Origin of the sequence: Umezawaea endophytica, assembly GCF_025061645.1 — a bacterium.
GTDB lineage: Bacteria > Actinomycetota > Actinomycetes > Mycobacteriales > Pseudonocardiaceae > Umezawaea > Umezawaea endophytica.
The window spans coordinates 61,123-78,513 of the sequence record NZ_JANYMP010000025.1 but is presented as its reverse complement, the minus strand read 5'-3'; the positions used below and the strand labels follow the sequence as shown (position 1 = coordinate 78,513).

Genomic DNA, 17,391 nt, shown 5'->3' with positions numbered 1-17,391 from the left:
GAATGATAAATCAGGAGTGGGTCGATCAGAACCAGGGCACTCCTCCCTCGAACGCCGCGGGGGAAAAGCCCCATCGCGGCCCGCTGGAAGGAGAGCCCCCGTGGGCATCTTGGGCTGGATCGTCCTGGGTCTTATCGCGGGTGCCATTGCCAAGGCGATCATGCCGGGCAAGGACCCCGGCGGCATCATCGTCACGATGCTGATCGGCATCGTCGGTGCCATCCTCGGCGGCTTCATCGGCCGCGCGCTGTTCAACAGCGACATCAACAACTTCTTCGACCTGAGCACGTGGCTGCTGGCCATCCTCGGCTCGCTGGTGCTGCTGGGCATCTACCGACTGGTCACCGGTCGGCGCGCGCACGCCTGACCCCACACACGTGAACGAGGGCCGTCCCCACCGGGGGCGGCCCTCTTCGCGTACCCACCCTCTGCAAGGCCTCAGCCCGCGAGCCCGGCGTCCCTGGCCAGCAGCGCGGCCTGCACCCGGTTCGTCAGCCCCAGCTTCGCGAGCAGCCTGCTCACGTACGTCTTCACCGTGGCCTCGCTCATGTGCAGCCGCTGCCCGACGTCCGCGTTCGACATCCCGAGGCCCAGCAGCGCCAGCACCTCGACCTCGCGCTCGGTCAGCCCCTCCACCTGCCGCTTGGCCTCCTGCCGCCGCGGCTGCCCGGCGTGCGCCACCATCCCGACGACCCGGCTGGTGACCATCGGCGACAGGTACGCCTCGCCGACGTGCACCGCGCGCACGGCCCGCAGCAGTTCCTCCGGCGCGGAGTCCTTCAGCAGGAACCCGGCCGCCCCGTCGGACAGGGCCCGGACGATGTTGTCGTCCTCGCCGAAGGTGGTCAGCATCACCACCCGCACGGACGGCGCCACCGACTTCAGCTCGCGGGCGGCGGCCAGCCCGTCCATCCGCGGCATGCGGATGTCCAGCACGGCCACGTCGACGCGCCGTTCGAGCGCGATCCGCACCGCCTCGCGCCCGTCACCGGCCTCCGCGACGAGCTCTATGTCCGCCGCGGTGCCGAGGATGGCCTTGATACCCGCCCTCATCAGCGGTTCGTCATCGGCGATCAAGACCCGGATCACGCTCACTCAGATCCTCTGCAGGTGGGAGTTCTTCTCGACGACCTTGCCGCCCGCGAAGCAGAACCGCAGGACCAACTGGCCGCCGGAGGTGTACGTCTGCTGGTCCGACAGACGGTATTCGCACGAGGAGCCCGGCGGTTCGGGCGCCGACTTGTTCCGCAGGTCCCCGATCGCGGCGGCCGTGGTCCCGCTCTTCAACTGGGCCCGCACCTCCGCCTCCGGCTGCCCGATGTACACCGAGTCGTAGAACGACCGCTGCACCACGTTCGTCACGGGCTGGATGCCGATCCACGTGTAGCCGCCGACGACGACGAGCACCACCAGCCCGGCGGCGAGGATCGACCCGACCCCCGCCCACTTCCGCACCCCGGACCGCGCCATCGCGCCCTCGGCGACCTGCACCTCGTGGCTGTCGTCCGGCTCCTCGGCCACCGTGGTGTCCTCGTACGGCAGCACGGCCGCGATCCGGAACCCGCCCGCGGGCAGCGGCCCGACGTGCAGCAGCCCCCCGGCCACCCGCACCCGCTCCCCCAGCCCGATCAGGCCAACACCCGGACCGCCGACGACGAACCCGGACCGCGGCGGGTTGTTCCGCACCTCCACCACCAGCGCGTCCGGCTCGTACTTCACCGTCACCTGCACGCTCGCCCCCGGCGCGTGCTTGTTCGCGTTGGTCAGCCCCTCCTGCGCCACCCGGTACGCGGCGTGGCTCACCTTCGACGGCAGCGGGCACGCCAGCCCGCCGCGCACCAGGCTGACCCGCACCCCGGCCCGCCGCGCCCCGTCGACCAGCTCGTCGATCGCCTCGACGGTCCGCCGCGCCAGGTCCTCCTCCGGCGGGTCGTCCCGCCGCAGCACGCCGATGACCCCGCGCAACTCCTCCATGCCGGTCAGCGCGGCGCTGCGCAGGACCTGGACGGCCTCCCGCTGCTTGTCCCCCAGTTCGCCGTCGAGCGCGAGCGCCCCGGCGTGCACGGAGATCAGGCTCAGCCGGTGCCCCAGGCTGTCGTGCATGTCCTGCGCGATCCGGTTCCGCTCCCGCAGCCGGACCTGCCTGGTCAGCATCGCCCGCTCGCGCCGCATCCGTTCCTCGCGCTCCTGGAGCGCGGCGACGAGGGCGTTGCGCTGCGCGATGTACCGCCCGACCAGGAAGGGCAGCGCGACCACCATGCCGTAGACGGTCAGCATCACGAACGAGCCGAAGAACCCGGTGAGGCCGGGGACCCCGCCCTCCCACTGGAGCATGTGCAGCGCCAGGCCGAACACGGCGGTCAGCAGCGCCCGCTGCCACGACACGATCCGGTGGCCCGCGGAGTACGCCACGACCACCATCAGCGTGACGCCGCCGTTGTCGGTGCCGAACACCACGAGCAGCGCGACCAGCAGCGTGAACGCGGGGAACGCCAACCTCAGCAGGTACAGCGCCGCGAACAGCACCGCCATCCCCGCGAGCTCCCACCCGGCGGGGTGCTGGTCGCTCAGCCAGCCGGGCAGCAGGTCGAGCAGCAGCACCCAGGCGAGGCCGAACACCTCGCAGCCGACCCGCCACGGCGTCACCCGCCGAACCCGCTCGGCCGCGTCCCGGAGGAAGGCCACCGGCCACTCCCGAACCCCGACGAGGTCGGGCAGGAAGCGCTGCACAACGGTAGTCACGCCCCCAACGTACGAGATCAGGCCCGCCCTGTCGGCGCTCGTTGGTCGCTTCGCCGCACGACGAAAGTTGACCGATCACGTCGCGGCGCGGCGACCCCGGTCACACTGGCCACCACCTCCGGCCCGACCTGCCCCCGTGTGCGAAAATCCCCCGGTAACACCGGATCAGGAAGGTCGTGGCTGCTGTGTCTTCGTCTTCGGAGCTGGACAGGCGTCCGGCTGTCGACGTCCACGACGAGCCGTCCGCCGAGTGGGGTTGGCACGGGTCGTTCCCGAAGGCCGTCCGCATCGCGGGCTGGGCCTCCACCATCGGCGTCTTCGGCCTCCTCATCGGCAACCACCACGGCCGCACCGAGAACCTGTTCCTGGTCCTCATCGGCGTCGCGATGATCGCGATGCTGGTCCGCGACCAGGTCCGCAGCCGCACCTCCTGGCGCCGCTAGGACTTCCTCCGGGACGGGCCGCGGTGGCCCGTCCCGAGCAGGCTCACCCGACCACGGACAGCACGATCTTCCCGGTGCTGCGCCCGGCCTCACCCAGTTCGTGCGCCTTGCCCGCGTCGGCGAGCGGCAGCACGGCCTCGATCTCGACGCGGATCTTCCCGGCGTCCACCAGCGCGGCGATCTCGGCGAGCGCGGCCCCGTCCGGCTCGACGAGGAACGGCGTCGACCGCACACCCGCCTTCACCGCCGCCTCGGCCACGCCGTCCTGCAAGCCGCTGGGGATCGCCACCAGCAGCCCGCCGGGCTTCAGCGTCTTCACGGACCGGATCGCGTTGTCCCCGCCGACCAGGTCGATGACGACGTCGACGTCGGACACGACGTCCTCGAACCGGGTCGTTCGGTAGTCTACGACCTCGTCGGCCCCGATGGACCGCAGGAACCCGTGCTTCTCGGCGCTGGACGTGCCGATCACGTGCGCGCCCTTGGCCTTCGCGATCTGCACCGCGAGGTGCCCCACACCGCCCGCGGCGGCGTGCACCAGCACCCGTTGACCGGCCTCGACGTGCGCGGTGTCCACCAGCGCCTGCCACGCCGTGAGCACGGCCAACGGCAGCGCCGCCGCCTCGACGTGCGTGAGGGTCGTGGGCTTGAGCGCGAACTGGCGGGAGGGGGCCGTCACGTACTCGGCGTAGGCGGACGCGGCGCGCGGGAACCACGGCATCCCGTACACCTCGTCACCGGGCTTCACCGTCGTGACGCCGAACCCGACCTCCTCGACGACACCGGACACGTCCCACCCGAGCGTGAACGGCGGCTCGCCCAGTACTCCTGCCATGCCGCCGCCCGCGCGGGTCTTCCAGTCGACGGGGTTGACGCCCGCGGCGTGCACCCGGACGAGGACCTCCGTGGGCAGCGGGGTGGGGCGGTCGACCTCCGAGACGACCAGTACTTCCGGACCACCGACCGCCTGCTGCGTGATTGCCTTCATGCCGTTCATCGTCAGCCACCTGGTACCCATTCGCAATCAGGCACCTTTTTCTGCCCTAGGTACCTCTGGGAAACTAGCGATGACGTGGTACAACACTATCGTGGACACACCTTGCACCTCTGACACCCGTGACGTGTACCTCAGGCAGTGCCCGTGCCGCGAAGTGCTGGACATGGTCGCGAGCAAGTGGACCGCGCTGACGATCGGCGCGCTCGAAGACGGGCCGCAGCGGTTCGGCGAAGTGCGGCGGAAGGTCGAGGGCATCACGCAGAAGATGCTCACCCAGACCCTCCGCACGCTGACCCGCGACGGATTGATCACCCGAACGGTGTACCCCACGGTCCCCCTTCGAGTGGACTACGAGCTGACCCCGCTCGGCCGGAGCCTGGTCGCGCCGCTCAGGGCCCTGCGCGACTGGTCGGAGCACCACATCGACCTGATCCAGTCGGCGCGCGTCGAGTACGACGTGACGGCCGACGTGGAAACGGTTCCAGTGCGCTGAACTGGTCCTACAGCCCTTTTTCGGCGACTTGTTTCACCTGGTGGGCACTGTTGCGCAGGTGGGCATGGGTCAGTTGACTCGCACCCGTGCAGCAGCAGGAGCTGGAGGCCTTTTGGCCTAGCAGGCGTGGGCGCCTGTTCGACGAGTTCTGTCGGTAGGTCGTGCCCGGAGTCCACTCCCGGCCACGGCCTCTCGCGTGCCAACCGCTCCGGTTGCCGCGGAGCGGACACCCACTCCAGACAGGATGCCCAGCCATGTCCGTCACGGACGAACTCCTGGCCAACAACGCCGCCTACGCCGACCGGTTCACCGGCCCCCTCCCCCTCCCACCGGCCAAGCACCTGGCGGTGCTGGCGTGCATGGACGCGCGGATCGACGTCTACCGGGTGCTCGGCCTCAACGAGGGCGAGGCGCACGTCATCCGCAACGCGGGCGGCGTCGTGACCGAGGACGAGATCCGCTCGCTCGCCATCAGCCAGCGGCTGCTCGGCACGAAGGAGGTCATCCTGATCCACCACACCGACTGCGGGATGCTGACGTTCACCGACGACGGCTTCAAGCAGTCCATCCAGGACGAGGTCGGCGTGAAGCCGTCGTGGGCGGCCGAGGCGTTCAGCGACCTGGACACCGACGTGCGCCAGTCCATCGGGCGGATCAAGAACAGCCCGTACATCCCGGTGAAGGACTCGATCCGCGGCTTCGTGTTCGACGTGGCGACCGGGAAGCTCAACGAGGTCGTGTGACGCCCCGAGCCCGCCCCCGGATCGAGGGCGGGCACGCGGGGTTCAGGGCTTGGTGAGGGCGCAGCCGTGGCGGTCCAGGTCCAGCCGCGTCCCGCGGTCCAGGCAGGCCGCGAGCAGGTGGACCTGCTGGCCGTAGGCGCGGCCCTGGACGGCGGTCGTGGTCCCGTCCGGCCCGACCTCGCAGGGGTTGTCGTCGGTGCACACGGCACCGGCGACGTTGTGGGTGTTGTGCACGCCCACGACCGTGACGCCGTCGGCGGCCAGCAGCGGTGACCCCGAGTGGCCCTGCGACGGGGCGCAGCCCGCGGTCGTGGCGTAGCGGATCGAGCGGGTCATCTCGTAACCACCTTCCCGCAGGCGATCGACCACGGCCTCGGCCACGCAGTCCGAACGGCCGCCGGAGCGCACCAGGGTCAGCGGATCACCCGCGCGCACGGGCTTGGACGTGAGCCGGAAGACCTTGGCGCCTTCGGCCGCGAGCTGGGCGTAGGTCTTGTCCAGCCGGTAGAGCGCGATGTCGGTGCCGGTCATGGTGGCGTACACCAGGCGGTTCGCACGGGCCGTGGCCCGCGGGTACCCCTGTCGATCGGCGATGGCGACCTCGCGGTCCGCGGGCTGGTCGACCAGCGCCGAGCCGGGCGCGGGCCGTTCGCCCTGGACGCAGTGGCCGTTGGTGAGCAGCAGCGCCTCGGCCCCCGGCGCGGCGCCCGGCGGGCGGACCACCGAGCCGACGCAGCCGTTCAGGCCGACCGTGCCCTCCACGTTCGGGATCACGTCGTCCGGCGGCACGTCGGTGCCGGAGACGATGCCGTCGATCCAGTCGGTGTGCCTGGTGACGTCGGTGTACAGCACCGGCTCGCCCTCACCGCTGGGGCCGCTGACCACGCCCGCCAACGTCCACTCGTCCCCGTCGCGGACCAGCGCGGGCCCGCCGGAGTCCATGTTGGCCGCGGCCACCTTGCCGTCGCGGCTGCCCACGCACAGCTCACCGACGGGCGCGGCGGCCGTGCAGGTCGAGAGGGGCTGCACGACGGTGTCGGCCTCGTGCAGCCTGCTGGGGAAGCACTCGGGACCACTGCTGTCGGCGCAGGTCATGCCCCACCCGAGGATGCGCGCGGGCGTGCCGTCCGGCGGGGTGGTGGAGGCGATCCGCACGGGCTTGGCCTTGACCGGCGTGCGCAGGTGCAGCAGCGCCAGGTCCTTGCCCCAGAAACCCCCTTCGTCACCGGAGGTCGCCAGGCGGTAGTAGTGGTCGACCTCCGCGACCTCACCGCCGGAGGTGGTGTCCAACGACCCGATCCGCACCTTCCAACCACGCGGGACCCCGTTCCTCGCCCCGGTCGGGTTCTTGCCCGCGCAGTGGCTCGCCGTCAGGACCCACTGCGGCGCAAGCACTTCCACACCGCAGCCGTGACCGTCGGGCCGCGGCGGCTTCGGGGAGGCCGGCTGGAAGGAACCGGCGAACTCGTACGCCGACGTCGACTCGGTACCACCGACGACGGCGAGCGCGGGCGCGGCGCTCAGGAGGGGCGCGGCCAGGACCGCGACGACCAGCAGGGGTGTGCTTCGCATGGGACCACCGTGCTCGGCCGGTGTCCGCGGGACGCGATGACCGTGCGACGGTTCCGCTACGACTGCTCGAGGACCCAGCCGAACTGGAACTCGACGGTCTGGCCCTCGCAGTCGGCGGCGACCGAGTCGAAGTGGTGAGCGCCCGAGTTGCAGCGGAACAACGGCAGCGAGGGCAGGTCCGTCGGCCGGTCGACCAGGACGTGGCCCAGCAAACCGTGCACGGACTGGCCTTCGCAGTCCGCCGAGAGCGACGACATGCGGTCCTGCGAGTTGGTGATGGCGCAGGAGTACAGCGGTTTCGTGCCGGGGATGGCGTTGGCGAGCAGCTTGCCGATCCCGCCCTCGACGGTGAACCCGGCCGGGGGCGCGACCTTGTCCGTGCCGGAGTAGTGGAAGCCCTCAGCGTTGCGGAAGCGTTGCAGCGCAACGGATTCCGGCGGCGGAACCGGTGTCTCGGTCGTGGTCGGCGGGGCGGTTTCGCTGACGGTCGTCGTCGTGGGCGGTGTCGTCGTGGGCGGTGTCGATGTGGACGGCCCGCTCGACGCCGCCGTGCTCACCGGGCCTGGTGACGCCTCGCGGCTCTCGTCCTTGTCGTCGGGCCGGACCAGGAACAGCCCGGCCAGCACGGCGACAGCCAGTACGGCACCCGCGACCAGGAACACCTTGCGGCGCTTGGGCTTCTCGTCCGCGGGCTCGTCGGGCCACGGCGCTTCCACCGGCCGCGTGGCGTACCCCGTGACCGGCCGGATGAACACCGTGTCCGCCTCACCGGGCTTGCGCAGCAGTTCCCGCACCTGCGCGGCGGACGGCCTGTCGGCGGTCTCGCGCGTGAGCAACCGCGCGATCACCGCGGCGAGCGGACCGGACCCGACCCGCAACACCGGCGGCTCGTACAGCACCGCGTGCACCGTCGCCGCCGTCGTGTCCCGCTGGAACGGCGACCGCCCTTCGACGGCGTGGAACAGCGTCGCCCCCAGCGCCCACAGGTCCGTCGCGGGCGACGGCACCTGGCCGGTGAACAGCTCGGGCGCCATGTAGCCGGGCGTCCCCATCATGCTGCCGGTGGCGGTGAGCCGCGGGTCGTCCATCGCCCGCGCGATCCCGAAGTCCGCCAGCTTCGCACCGCCGCCGGGCAGCACCATGATGTTGCTGGGCTTCACGTCCCGGTGCACGATCCCCGCCGCGTGCGCCGTTTCCAACGCGCTGAGCACGTCCAGCCCGATCGCCACGACCTGCTCGGCGGGCAGGGCACCCCGCCGCCGCATCACGTCCGCGAGCGTCGGAGCCTCGACCAGCTCCATCACCAGGTACGCGACCCCGGCCTCGATGATCACATCGTGGACACCGACCACGCTGGGACTGTTCAACCGCCCAGCCGTCCGCGCCTCGCGCAACACCCGCTCGGCCTCGACGGCCGACGACGTCCGCAACTCCTTCACCGCGACCCGCCGCCCGATGACCACGTCCTCGGCCAGCCAGACGACCCCCATGCCCCCACGACCGAGTTCCCGCAGCGTGCGGTACCTGCCCGCAACCAGCTTCGACGACTCGACCACGGGGCGATGCTATCCCGAGGACATTCCACGTCGGACCATCAAGACGCCCTCAGGACCGGTCACCGAGCCGGAGGACTCAGCCCTCCGCCGCCAACTGCCCGCACGCCGCCGCGATCTCCTGCCCACGGGTGTCGCGCACGGTGCACGTCACGCCCTGCGCCTCGACCCGCCGCACGAACTCGCGTTCCACGGGCTTCGGCGACGCGTCCCACTTCGAGCCCGGCGTGGGGTTCAGCGGGATCAGGTTGACGTGGACCAGCGGGCCCAGGTACTTGCGGAGCTTCTTGCCGAGCATGTCGGCGCGCCAGCCCTGGTCGTTGATGTCGCGGATCAGCGCGTACTCGATGGACACGCGGCGGCCGGTCTTGTCGGCGTACCCGCGGGCCGCCTCCAGCACCTCGGCCACGTCCCACCTGGTGTTGACGGGCACCAGCGTGTTGCGCAGCTCGTCGTCCGGCGTGTGCAGCGACACGGCGAGGCGGACGTGCAGGCCTTCCTCGGTCATCTTGCGGATCGCGGGCACGAGGCCGACGGTCGACACGGTGACGGAGCGCTGGGAGATGCCGAGGCCGTCCGGCGCGGGGTCGCAGATGCGGTGGACGGCCTCGATCACGCGCTTGTAGTTGGCCAGCGGTTCGCCCATGCCCATGAAGACGATGTTCGACAGCCGCCCCGGCCCGCCGGGCAGTTCGCCGTCGCGCATGGCCGCGGCGCCGCGGCGGACCTGGTCGACGATCTCCGCCGTCGACAGGTTGCGCTGGAGGCCGCCCTGGCCGGTGGCGCAGAACGGGCAGGCCATGCCGCAGCCCGCCTGGCTGGAGATGCACAGGGTCGCGCGGTCCGGGTAGCGCATGAGGACGCTCTCGACGAGCGTGCCGTCGTGCGCCTTCAGCAGGGTCTTGCGGGTCGTGCCGTCGTCGCAGGCCACCGAGCGGATCTCGGTGAACAGCGGCGGCATGAGGTCGGCGACCAGCGCGGCGCGCGTGGCGGCCGGGATGTCCGTCATGGCGTCCGGGTCGACCGTGAGCCTGCCGAAGTAGTGGTTCGACAGTTGCGCGGCCCGGAAGGGCTTTTCGCCCAGCGCGGCGACGGCTTCTCGACGCCCTTCGGCGGAGAGGTCGGCCAGGTGGCGCGGGGGGAGGCCGCGCTTGGGTGCGTCGAAGACGAGGGGGAGGGCAGTCATAGCACCTACCAGTGTCCCACGACCGGATGGGTGCCCTGACCGATAATCGCCGTTGCATCGCGATACGTTCCGATATATCGTTAGCTCGTACCTACCGATACCAGTGCGAGGAGCAGTCAGATGCGAAACCCCTTCAACCACGACCACCACGGTCACCGGCACCACCGTTCCGGCGGGTTCGACGACCCGCGCCGCGGCTTCGGCGGCGGCTTCGGCGGACCACCGCCTCCCCCGTTCCCGCCCGACGCCGAGATGCCCTTCCCTCCCGGCCCCCCGTGGGGTCGCGGCGGCGGCAGGCGCGGCGGGCCGCACCACGGCGGCAGGCAGCGGCGCGGCAACGTCCGCGCGGCGCTGCTGGCGCTGCTGGCGGAACGGCCGATGCACGGCTACGAGATGATCCAGGAACTGGGCCAGCGCACGGACGGCGTGTGGCGGCCGAGCCCCGGCTCGGTCTACCCGACGCTCCAGATGCTGGCCGACGAGGGCCTCATCACGGCCACCGAGGAAGCGGGCGGCAAGAAGCTGTTCACGCTCACCGAGGCGGGCACGGCGGAGGCCGCGAAGAGCGAGGGCGCGACCCCGTGGGAGCAGGTCAACGACGAGGTCGACGTCGTCGCGGCGAAGCTCCGCACGGCGTCGCGGCACCTCGGGTCCGCGATGCAGCAGATGGCGCACGCGGGCACCAGGGAGCAGAAGGGCAGGGCCGTCGAGGTCCTCAACGAGACCAGGCGCAAGATCTACGCGATCCTGGGCGAGTTGGACGTCGAAGAGGACACCGACAGCCCCGCAGAGTGACTACCAGCGGTCGTGCACGTGCGGCCGCACCAGTTCGTCGTAGACGGCCGTGACCTCGGCCAGCGCCTCGGGTGTGAGGGGCGCGAGGTCGGCCGCCGCGACGTTGCCCTGGACCTGGTCGGCGTTGCGCGCGCCGGGGATCACGACGGTGACACCCGGCTGGTCCACGATCCAGCGCAGCGCGAACTGCGCGAGCGTCGCGCCCGCGGGTACCAGCGGGCGCAACCGCTCGACGGCCTCCAGGCCCACGTCGAACGGCACGCCGGAGAACGTCTCCCCCTGGTCGAACGCCTCACCGCCGCGGTTGTACGTGCGGTGGTCGTCCTCGCCGAACGTCGTCGCGGCGGTGTACCGCCCCGACAGCAGGCCGGACGCCAGCGGCACCCGCGCGATGATCCCCACGCCCGCCTCGGCCGCCGCCGGGAGCACCCGCTCCAACGGCTTGAGGCGGAAGGCGTTCAGGATGATCTGCACGCTGACCACGTTCGGCCGGGCGATGGCCAGCAGCGCCTCCTCGACCGTCTCGACGCTCACGCCGTAGGCCGCGATCCGCTTCGCCTGCACCAGTTCGTCGAGGCTGTCGAACACCTCGTCCGTCGAGTACACCGGCGTCGGCGGGCAGTGGAGCTGCACGAGGTCGATCGTGTCCACACCCAGGTTCGCCCGCGACCGGTCGTTCCACGCGAGGAAGTTCTCGCGGGTGTAGTTCTCCGGCACCTGCTCGACCCGACGACCCATCTTGGTCGCCACGAAGACGCCGGAGTCGTCCCGTTCCCGCAGGAACCGGCCGACCAGCTTCTCGCTGCGCCCGTCGCCGTACACGTCGGCCGTGTCGAAGAACGTCACACCCGCGTCGGCGGCGGCGTGGAGGAGTGCGATCCCGTCGCCCTCCTCCACCTGCCCCCAGTCGCCTCCGAGTTGCCAGCAGCCGAGCCCGATGACGCCGACGGGGCGTCCGATCCTGTTCGCGTTCCGGTTCTCCACGAACGAAATCCTACGGTCGAACGGCCCGGACGGCCTCAGGGGAGGACGAGACCGGACGGCTTGCGGCGCACGTGCAGCCGGTAGCCGACGGGGAACGACAGACCGGGCGTTTCGTCGATGGCGCGTTGCGCGACCTTCGCGGAGAACTCGATGCGCAGCACCGATTCCAGGTCCTCGCGCCGGGTGAACTCCCACCGCGCCGTCACGTGCCGGACGCTGAACCCGTTGTCCGCGAAGAACTCCGCCACCACGGCCGGGTCGTAGCGGGGTTCGTCGGCGCACAGCCACGGCCCGTACGGGGCCGCGGCGCCGTCGAGGTCGACGACCGCCAGCGCGCCACCGGGCCGCAGGACCCGGTCCGCTTCGCGCATCCCCGGTTCGCAGCCGGGGCCGAAGAAGTACGCCGTGCGGGCGTGCACGAGGTCCGCGCTGGTGTCCGGGAGCGGCAGCCGCTGCGCGGGACCGGCGTGCACGGTGACGTTCGGCAGTCCGGCGACACGGGCCTTGGCCCGCTTGACCAGCGGCGCGTACGGCTCGACCCCGGTGACCGTGCGCGCCGACCCGGCGAACACCGGCAGGTGGAACCCGTCACCGCAGCCGACGTCGACGACGTCCAGCCCAGCCCAGTCGCAGTCCTCGCGCAGCGCGCGCCACAGGTCGCCGTCGGCGTCCTGGGCCCGGTTCTCGACCTGGTAGACCTCCGGCCAGTGCCAGATGTTCGGGCTCGGGAGCACGTCGGCAGGCCGAACGGCCGCCAAAGCCGCACGCACGAATCCCTTCACTCCACGACAATAGAGGGCTCAGGTCGATCGGACGGTGCTATTCCAGCCGACCTCGGCGTAGCGTGATCAAGACAGTGTTTTCTGAGGAGGCGTCCTTGTCCATCACGCCGAACTCCCCCGCTCTCGCCGAACTGCACGCCGGTGCGCCGTGCTGGGTCGAGCTGCCCGTCACCGACCTGGCCGCGGCGAAGGACTTCTACACAGGCCTCTTCGGCTGGCGGTACGAGGACGACGAGGGCTACGCGGTCGCGGTGCTCGACGGCGTGCCCGTCGCGGGCTTGCCGGTCGGCCGCGCGCTGCCGGAGCAGTACACGGACTGGACCCTCTTCCTGCACACCAGACACGCTCGGGCGACGGCCGAAAAGGTGTTCGCGCTCGGCGGGCAGGTGCTGCGGAACCCGAGCGTGGAGGCCGACCACACGCAGACCACCGTGATCAGCGACCCGACGGGTGGTGTGCTCGGGTTCCGGCACGTGCCACCGGACTGGCGGTTCGGCACGACCGGCCACGGGGCGTACGCGTGGGCCGAGCTGAACACGCGCGACGGCGCCACGGCGGACGCGTTCTTCCGGGAGCTGTGCCACTACGACGTGATGCAGATCGGCGACGGGCACACCGTCGACTACACGGTCTGGTCGGTCGAGGGCGAGAGCGTGCTGGGCAGGCAGCGGATGGGGCGCCGCTCGTTCCCGCCGTCCGTGCCCGCGCACTGGATGATCTACCTGACGGCGTCGCCGGAGATCGGCGCGGACTCGGTCGCGAACCGCGTGCTCGAACTGGGCGGGCGGGTCACGGTCGAGCCTTACGACACGCCGTACGGCCGCGTCACCGAGGTGCGCGACCACGACGGCTCGACGTTCTCGGTGGTCGACCCGTCCCGCGCCGTACCGCTGTCCGAGGACGAGATCGGCGCGAACGTGGACGACCCGTACGACGACTGAGCGGCTACGGCACGAACAGGTGCAGCAGCAGCCAGCTCACGACGGCGGACGGCAGCAGCGAGTCCATCCGGTCCATCAGACCGCCGTGGCCGGGCAGCAGCGTGCCCATGTCCTTGATGCCGAGGTCGCGCTTGATGAGCGACTCGATCAGGTCGCCGGTGGTGGAGCTGACCACCAGGGCCGCGCCGAACAGCACGCCCTGCCACCACTGGCCGTCGAGCAGCAGGCTCACCGTGAGCGCGCCGCCCGCCATGCCCGCGACCATCGACCCGGCGAAGCCCTCCCAGGACTTCTTCGGGCTGATGGTCGGGGCCATGGGGTGCTTGCCGAAGAGGACACCCGCGATGAAGCCGCCGGTGTCCGACAGGACCACGCCGAGGATGAACGCGATCACCCGGTACGTGCCGTCCTCCGGCACGACCAGCATCACCGCGAACGCCGCGAACACGGCGACGTACGCGACCGTGAAGATCGACGCCGTCACGTCCCGCAGGTAGCCGTCCGCGCCGTCCTTCAAGCGCCAGACCAGGCACACGAGCATGGTGATCACGAACGCGCTGAGCACACCACCGCGCTCGTACGGCCAGGCCAGCCAGAGGACCGCCTGGCCGCCGACGAGCACGGGCACCAGTGCGACCTGGATGCCCGCGCTCGTCTTCAGCGCACGCGCCAACTCGAAGATCGACACCGCCACCGCCGCCGCGACGACGGCGATGAACACCTGCCGCACGGTGAACAGGGAGATGAGGACCACGGCACCGAGACCGACGCCGACGGCGATGGCCGACCGCATGTCCCGCCCCGCCCGTGACGGCTTCTTGGCGCCGTCCACGCTGCCGGACGGCGCCTGCGCGTCCTGCTCACCACCGCCTGGCACCTGCTGTGCTCCTATCACGACTCCCACGTCACCATCAGACTTCGAGCAGCTCGGCTTCCTTGTGCTTCACGAGCTCGTCGATCTGGTGCACGTACTTCTGCGTCACCGATTCGAGTTCCTTCTCGCCGCGAGTGCCCTCGTCCTCGCCGGACTCGCCGTCCTTCACCATGCGCTCGATCTCTTCCTTCGCCTTGCGGCGGATGTTGCGCATGGTGATCTTGGCGTCCTCACCCTTGGTCTTCGCGACCTTCACCATCTCCTTGCGGCGCTCCTCGGAGAGCTGCGGGATGACGATGCGGATGATCGAGCCGTCGTTGCTGGGGTTCACGCCGAGGTCGGAGTCGCGGATCGCCTTCTCGATGGCGTTGAGCTGGCTCGCGTCGTACGGCTTGACGACGGCCATGCGCGCCTCGGGGATCGCGATGCTCGCCAACTGGTTCAGCGGGGTCGGCGAACCGTAGTAGTCGACGACGATGCGCGAGAACATGGCGGGTGAAGCACGGCCCGTGCGCACGGCCGCGAGGTCGTCCTTCGCCACGGACACCGCTTTTTCCATCTTCTCCTCGGCGTCGAGGAGGGTCTCGTCGATCACGGCTACTCCTTAGTGCGAGCCGGGGCGGGCGCGAAGCCCGGACCCAGCGGGTCTAGAAGGACGGGCGACCACCGGGGGTGCTCACCAATGTTCCGATCTTCTCACCACGCACCGCCCTCGCGATGTTCCCCTCGGTGAGGAGGTTGAACACCATGATGGGCATGTTGTTGTCCATGCACAGGCTGAAAGCCGTGGAGTCCGCGACGTTCAACCCGCGTTCCAGCACCTCGCGGTGCGTGATGTTGTCGAACATCAGCGCGTCCGGGTCGATCTTGGGGTCGGCGGTGTAGATGCCGTCCACCGCCTTCGCCATGAGCACGATCTCGCACCCGATCTCCAGCGCGCGCTGCGCGGCCGTCGTGTCGGTGGAGAAGTAGGGCATGCCCGCGCCGCCGCCGAAGATCACGACGCGGCCCTTCTCGAGGTGCCGCATGGCGCGGCGCGGGATGTAGGACTCGGCGACCTGGCCCATCGTGATGGACGTCTGGACCCTGGTGTCGATGCCGTGCTCGCGCTCCAGGAAGTCCTGCAACGCCAAGCAGTTCATCACGGTGCCCAGCATGCCCATGTAGTCCGCGCGGCTGCGGTCCATGCCGCGCTGCTGGAGTTCGGCGCCGCGGAAGAAGTTGCCGCCGCCGATCACCACGGCGACCTGGGCTCCGGTGCCGACCACGGCCGCGATCTGGCGGGCGACGACGGTGACGACGTCGGGGTCGACGCCGACGTCACCGCCGCCGAACATCTCCCCGCCGAGCTTGAGCATCACGCGCTTGTAACCATCAACGTCTTCGCTCACAGGTCCTCCTCGCGGCGCTGGGGGTCTGGACACGGCGAAGGCGGGGTTGCGATGCGCTGCAACCCCGCCCTCACGCGAATCAGGCCTGGCCGACCTCGAACCGGGCGAAGCGGGTAACCGCTACGCCGGCCTCGTCCAGCACTGCCTTGACGGTCTTCTTGGACTCCTTCACGGAGGCCTGCTCCAGGAGCACGACGTCCTTGAAGAAGCCGTTCACGCGGCCTTCGGCGATCTTGGCGATCGCGGCATCCGGCTTGCCCTCTTCGCGAGCGGTCTCCTCGGCGATGCGGCGCTCGTTGGCGACCAGCTCGTCGGAGACGTCCTCGCGGGTCAGGTACTTCGCCCGCATGGCCGCGATCTGCTTCGCGGTGTCCGCGGCGACGGACTCGTTGTCACCCGTGTACTCGACGACCACGCCGATCGCGGGCGGCAGGTCCGCCGAGCGGCGGTGCAGGTAGGTGGTGACGGTGCCGTCGAACACGGCGACGTTGCCGACCTCCAGCTTCTCGGACAGCTTCGCCGAGTACTCCTCGACCACCGTGGCGACGGTCTTGCCGTCGATCTCGCTGGTCAGCAGGGTCGCGACGTCGTTGGCGCGGGAAGCCTTGGCGGCCGCGAGGACCGTGGCGGCGAACTCCTGGAAGCCGTCGGTCTTGGCCACGAAGTCGGTCTCGCACAGCACCTGGACCATCACGCCGTCCTCGGACGTGACGAGACCGTTGGTGGCGGTGCGGCCAGCGCGCTTGCCGACGTCCTTCGCACCCTTGATCCGCAGGATCTCGACGGCCTTGTCGAAGTCGCCGTCGGTCTCCTCGAGCGCGTTCTTGCAAGCCATCATGCCCGCGGCCGTGAGCTCGCGGAGGCGCTTCACATCAGCGGCGGTGTAGTTCGCCATCGTGCGATTTCCGTTCCTTCTGCGGTCCGATGTCGGCCGGGGCCGACGTGGGTTACGCGCGAGTTGGTGCTGAGCGCGCCACGCCCGTTGTTCACACGGGCGTGGCGCACCCGCTGGATCAGGACTGGACGGGCTGCTCGGCAGGCGCCTCGGCGGTCTCGGCGGCCGGGGTGGCCTCCGCGGCCTCGGGGGTGGTGCTGGTCAGCAGCTCCTGCTCCCACTCGGCCAGCGGCTCGTCGATGCCGGGCTCCGGCTTGTCGTCACCGTCGGCCGCGTTGTTGCGCGCGCCCGAGCGGGCCATCAGACCGGCGGCGGCCGCCTCGGCGACGACCTTGGTCAGCAGCGCCGCGGAGCGGATCGCGTCGTCGTTGCCCGGAATCGGGAAGTCGACCTCGTCCGGGTCGCAGTTCGTGTCCAGGATCGCGACGATCGGGATGTGCAGCTTGCGCGCCTCACCGACGGCGATGTGCTCCTTCTTGGTGTCGACGATCCACACCGCGGAGGGCACCTTGGCCATGTCGCGAATGCCGCCCAGCGTGCGGGACAGCTTGTCCTTCTCGCGGTTCATCATCAGGATTTCCTTCTTGGTGAAACCCTGGAAACCGCCGGTCTGCTCCATCGACTCCAGCTCCTTGAGGCGCTGGAGGCGCTTGTGCACCGTCGAGAAGTTGGTGAGCATGCCGCCCAGCCAACGCTGGTTCACGTACGGCATGCCGACGCGGAGCGCCTCGCTGGCGATCGCTTCCTGCGCCTGCTTCTTGGTGCCGATGAACAGGATCGACCCACCGTGCGCGACCGTCTCGCGGACGAACTCGTACGCCCGGTCGATGTAGGTCAGCGTCTGCTGGAGGTCGATGATGTAGATGCCGTTGCGCTCGGTGAAGATGTAGCGCTTCATCTTCGGGTTCCAGCGACGGGTCTGGTGCCCGAAGTGCACGCCGCTGTCGAGCAGCTGCTTCATGGTGACGACGGCCATAGCCGGGTTCGCACCTTTTCGATC

General features: G+C 70.4%; 19 protein-coding genes. 6 read left to right on the top strand and 13 right to left on the bottom strand.

Annotated features, from left to right (window positions below):
• Positions 1–100: 100 nt before the first annotated feature.
• Complete coding sequence (locus tag NZH93_RS37790) at positions 101–367, top strand: GlsB/YeaQ/YmgE family stress response membrane protein (RefSeq protein WP_259628091.1); 267 nt, start codon at positions 101–103, stop codon at positions 365–367.
• Between the two features lie 71 nt (positions 368–438).
• Here NZH93_RS37790 and NZH93_RS37785 read toward each other — a convergent pair whose 3' ends face one another.
• Together NZH93_RS37785 and NZH93_RS50245 are read right to left on the bottom strand one after the other, a co-directional pair.
• A complete protein-coding gene (locus NZH93_RS37785; protein WP_259628090.1) occupies positions 439–1,089 on the bottom strand; it encodes a response regulator in 651 nt (216 codons plus the stop codon).
• Between the two features lie 6 nt (positions 1,090–1,095).
• Positions 1,096–2,742, bottom strand: coding sequence for a sensor histidine kinase (locus NZH93_RS50245; RefSeq protein WP_308214289.1), 1,647 nt, complete (start codon positions 2,740–2,742; stop codon positions 1,096–1,098).
• Positions 2,743–2,927: 185 nt separating this feature from the next.
• Between NZH93_RS50245 and NZH93_RS37775 the strand changes: the two genes are divergently transcribed.
• Positions 2,928–3,185 (top strand): DUF2631 domain-containing protein, encoded by a 258-nt coding sequence (locus NZH93_RS37775; protein ID WP_259628171.1) that lies wholly within the window; start codon positions 2,928–2,930, stop codon positions 3,183–3,185.
• 43 nt (positions 3,186–3,228) lie between these two features.
• On the opposite strand, the gene NZH93_RS37770 is transcribed toward NZH93_RS37775, so the two are convergent.
• Positions 3,229–4,173, bottom strand: coding sequence for an NADP-dependent oxidoreductase (locus NZH93_RS37770; RefSeq protein WP_259628089.1), 945 nt, complete (start codon positions 4,171–4,173; stop codon positions 3,229–3,231).
• A 172-nt stretch (positions 4,174–4,345) separates the two neighbouring features.
• Between NZH93_RS37770 and NZH93_RS37765 the strand changes: the two genes are divergently transcribed.
• Entirely contained in the window at positions 4,346–4,675 is a 330-nt protein-coding gene (locus tag NZH93_RS37765; RefSeq protein ID WP_259628170.1) for a winged helix-turn-helix transcriptional regulator, read from the top strand.
• A 254-nt stretch (positions 4,676–4,929) separates the two neighbouring features.
• Complete coding sequence (locus NZH93_RS37760) at positions 4,930–5,418, top strand: beta-class carbonic anhydrase (protein ID WP_259628088.1); 489 nt, start codon at positions 4,930–4,932, stop codon at positions 5,416–5,418.
• Positions 5,419–5,460: 42 nt separating this feature from the next.
• Here NZH93_RS37760 and NZH93_RS37755 read toward each other — a convergent pair whose 3' ends face one another.
• The 3 genes from NZH93_RS37755 to rlmN form a co-directional block, all read right to left on the bottom strand.
• Positions 5,461–6,990: a trypsin-like serine protease gene (locus tag NZH93_RS37755; protein ID WP_259628087.1), complete on the bottom strand. Its 1,530-nt coding sequence runs from the start codon at positions 6,988–6,990 to the stop codon at positions 5,461–5,463.
• A 56-nt stretch (positions 6,991–7,046) separates the two neighbouring features.
• Complete coding sequence (locus NZH93_RS37750) at positions 7,047–8,546, bottom strand: serine/threonine-protein kinase (protein WP_259628086.1); 1,500 nt, start codon at positions 8,544–8,546, stop codon at positions 7,047–7,049.
• Between the two features lie 76 nt (positions 8,547–8,622).
• On the bottom strand, positions 8,623–9,729 hold the full coding sequence (gene rlmN, locus NZH93_RS37745; protein ID WP_259628085.1) for a dual-specificity RNA methyltransferase RlmN: 1,107 nt from the start codon (positions 9,727–9,729) through the stop codon (positions 8,623–8,625).
• Positions 9,730–9,849: 120 nt separating this feature from the next.
• Here rlmN and NZH93_RS37740 point away from each other — a divergent pair, with 120 nt between their 5' ends.
• Positions 9,850–10,524 carry a PadR family transcriptional regulator gene (locus tag NZH93_RS37740; RefSeq protein WP_259628084.1) on the top strand — a complete coding sequence of 225 codons (675 nt, stop codon included), beginning with the start codon at positions 9,850–9,852 and terminating at the stop codon, positions 10,522–10,524.
• Here NZH93_RS37740 and NZH93_RS37735 read toward each other — a convergent pair whose 3' ends face one another.
• Both NZH93_RS37735 and NZH93_RS37730 read right to left on the bottom strand, forming a co-directional pair.
• Positions 10,525–11,508, bottom strand: a complete 984-nt coding sequence (locus tag NZH93_RS37735) for an aldo/keto reductase (RefSeq protein WP_259628083.1) — start codon at positions 11,506–11,508, stop codon at positions 10,525–10,527.
• A 35-nt stretch (positions 11,509–11,543) separates the two neighbouring features.
• Positions 11,544–12,290, bottom strand: coding sequence for a class I SAM-dependent methyltransferase (locus NZH93_RS37730; RefSeq protein WP_259628082.1), 747 nt, complete (start codon positions 12,288–12,290; stop codon positions 11,544–11,546).
• Positions 12,291–12,385: 95 nt separating this feature from the next.
• On the opposite strand from NZH93_RS37730, the gene NZH93_RS37725 reads away from it, so the two are divergent.
• Positions 12,386–13,231 carry a VOC family protein gene (locus tag NZH93_RS37725; RefSeq protein ID WP_259628081.1) on the top strand — a complete coding sequence of 282 codons (846 nt, stop codon included), beginning with the start codon at positions 12,386–12,388 and terminating at the stop codon, positions 13,229–13,231.
• A 4-nt stretch (positions 13,232–13,235) separates the two neighbouring features.
• Here NZH93_RS37725 and NZH93_RS37720 read toward each other — a convergent pair whose 3' ends face one another.
• From NZH93_RS37720 to rpsB, 5 genes are all read right to left on the bottom strand, one after another.
• Positions 13,236–14,108: a phosphatidate cytidylyltransferase gene (locus tag NZH93_RS37720; RefSeq protein WP_372506975.1), complete on the bottom strand. Its 873-nt coding sequence runs from the start codon at positions 14,106–14,108 to the stop codon at positions 13,236–13,238.
• A 34-nt stretch (positions 14,109–14,142) separates the two neighbouring features.
• On the bottom strand, positions 14,143–14,700 hold the full coding sequence (frr, locus tag NZH93_RS37715) for a ribosome recycling factor (RefSeq protein WP_259628080.1): 558 nt from the start codon (positions 14,698–14,700) through the stop codon (positions 14,143–14,145).
• A gap of 52 nt (positions 14,701–14,752) precedes the next feature.
• Positions 14,753–15,463 (bottom strand): UMP kinase, encoded by a 711-nt coding sequence (pyrH, locus tag NZH93_RS37710; protein ID WP_259628168.1) that lies wholly within the window; start codon positions 15,461–15,463, stop codon positions 14,753–14,755.
• A 112-nt stretch (positions 15,464–15,575) separates the two neighbouring features.
• Positions 15,576–16,391: a translation elongation factor Ts gene (tsf, locus tag NZH93_RS37705; protein ID WP_259628079.1), complete on the bottom strand. Its 816-nt coding sequence runs from the start codon at positions 16,389–16,391 to the stop codon at positions 15,576–15,578.
• A 118-nt stretch (positions 16,392–16,509) separates the two neighbouring features.
• A complete protein-coding gene (gene rpsB, locus NZH93_RS37700; RefSeq protein WP_259628078.1) occupies positions 16,510–17,367 on the bottom strand; it encodes a 30S ribosomal protein S2 in 858 nt (285 codons plus the stop codon).
• Positions 17,368–17,391 lie beyond the last annotated feature (24 nt).

Bases quoted from the DNA above. Each gene is read 5' to 3' on its own strand.
- NZH93_RS37760 (WP_259628088.1), top strand. From the start codon at position 4,930: ATGTCCGTCACGGACGAACTCCTGGCCAACAACGCCGCCTACGCCGAC.
- pyrH (WP_259628168.1), bottom strand. From the start codon at position 15,463: ATGCTCAAGCTCGGCGGGGAGATGTTCGGCGGCGGTGACGTCGGCGTC.
- tsf (WP_259628079.1), bottom strand. From the start codon at position 16,391: ATGGCGAACTACACCGCCGCTGATGTGAAGCGCCTCCGCGAGCTCACG.
- rpsB (WP_259628078.1), bottom strand. From the start codon at position 17,367: ATGGCCGTCGTCACCATGAAGCAGCTGCTCGACAGCGGCGTGCACTTC.
- NZH93_RS37755 (WP_259628087.1), bottom strand. From the start codon at position 6,990: ATGCGAAGCACACCCCTGCTGGTCGTCGCGGTCCTGGCCGCGCCCCTC.
- NZH93_RS37770 (WP_259628089.1), bottom strand. From the start codon at position 4,173: ATGAAGGCAATCACGCAGCAGGCGGTCGGTGGTCCGGAAGTACTGGTC.
- NZH93_RS37765 (WP_259628170.1), top strand. From the start codon at position 4,346: ATGGTCGCGAGCAAGTGGACCGCGCTGACGATCGGCGCGCTCGAAGAC.
- rlmN (WP_259628085.1), bottom strand. From the start codon at position 9,729: ATGACTGCCCTCCCCCTCGTCTTCGACGCACCCAAGCGCGGCCTCCCC.
- NZH93_RS37740 (WP_259628084.1), top strand. From the start codon at position 9,850: ATGCGAAACCCCTTCAACCACGACCACCACGGTCACCGGCACCACCGT.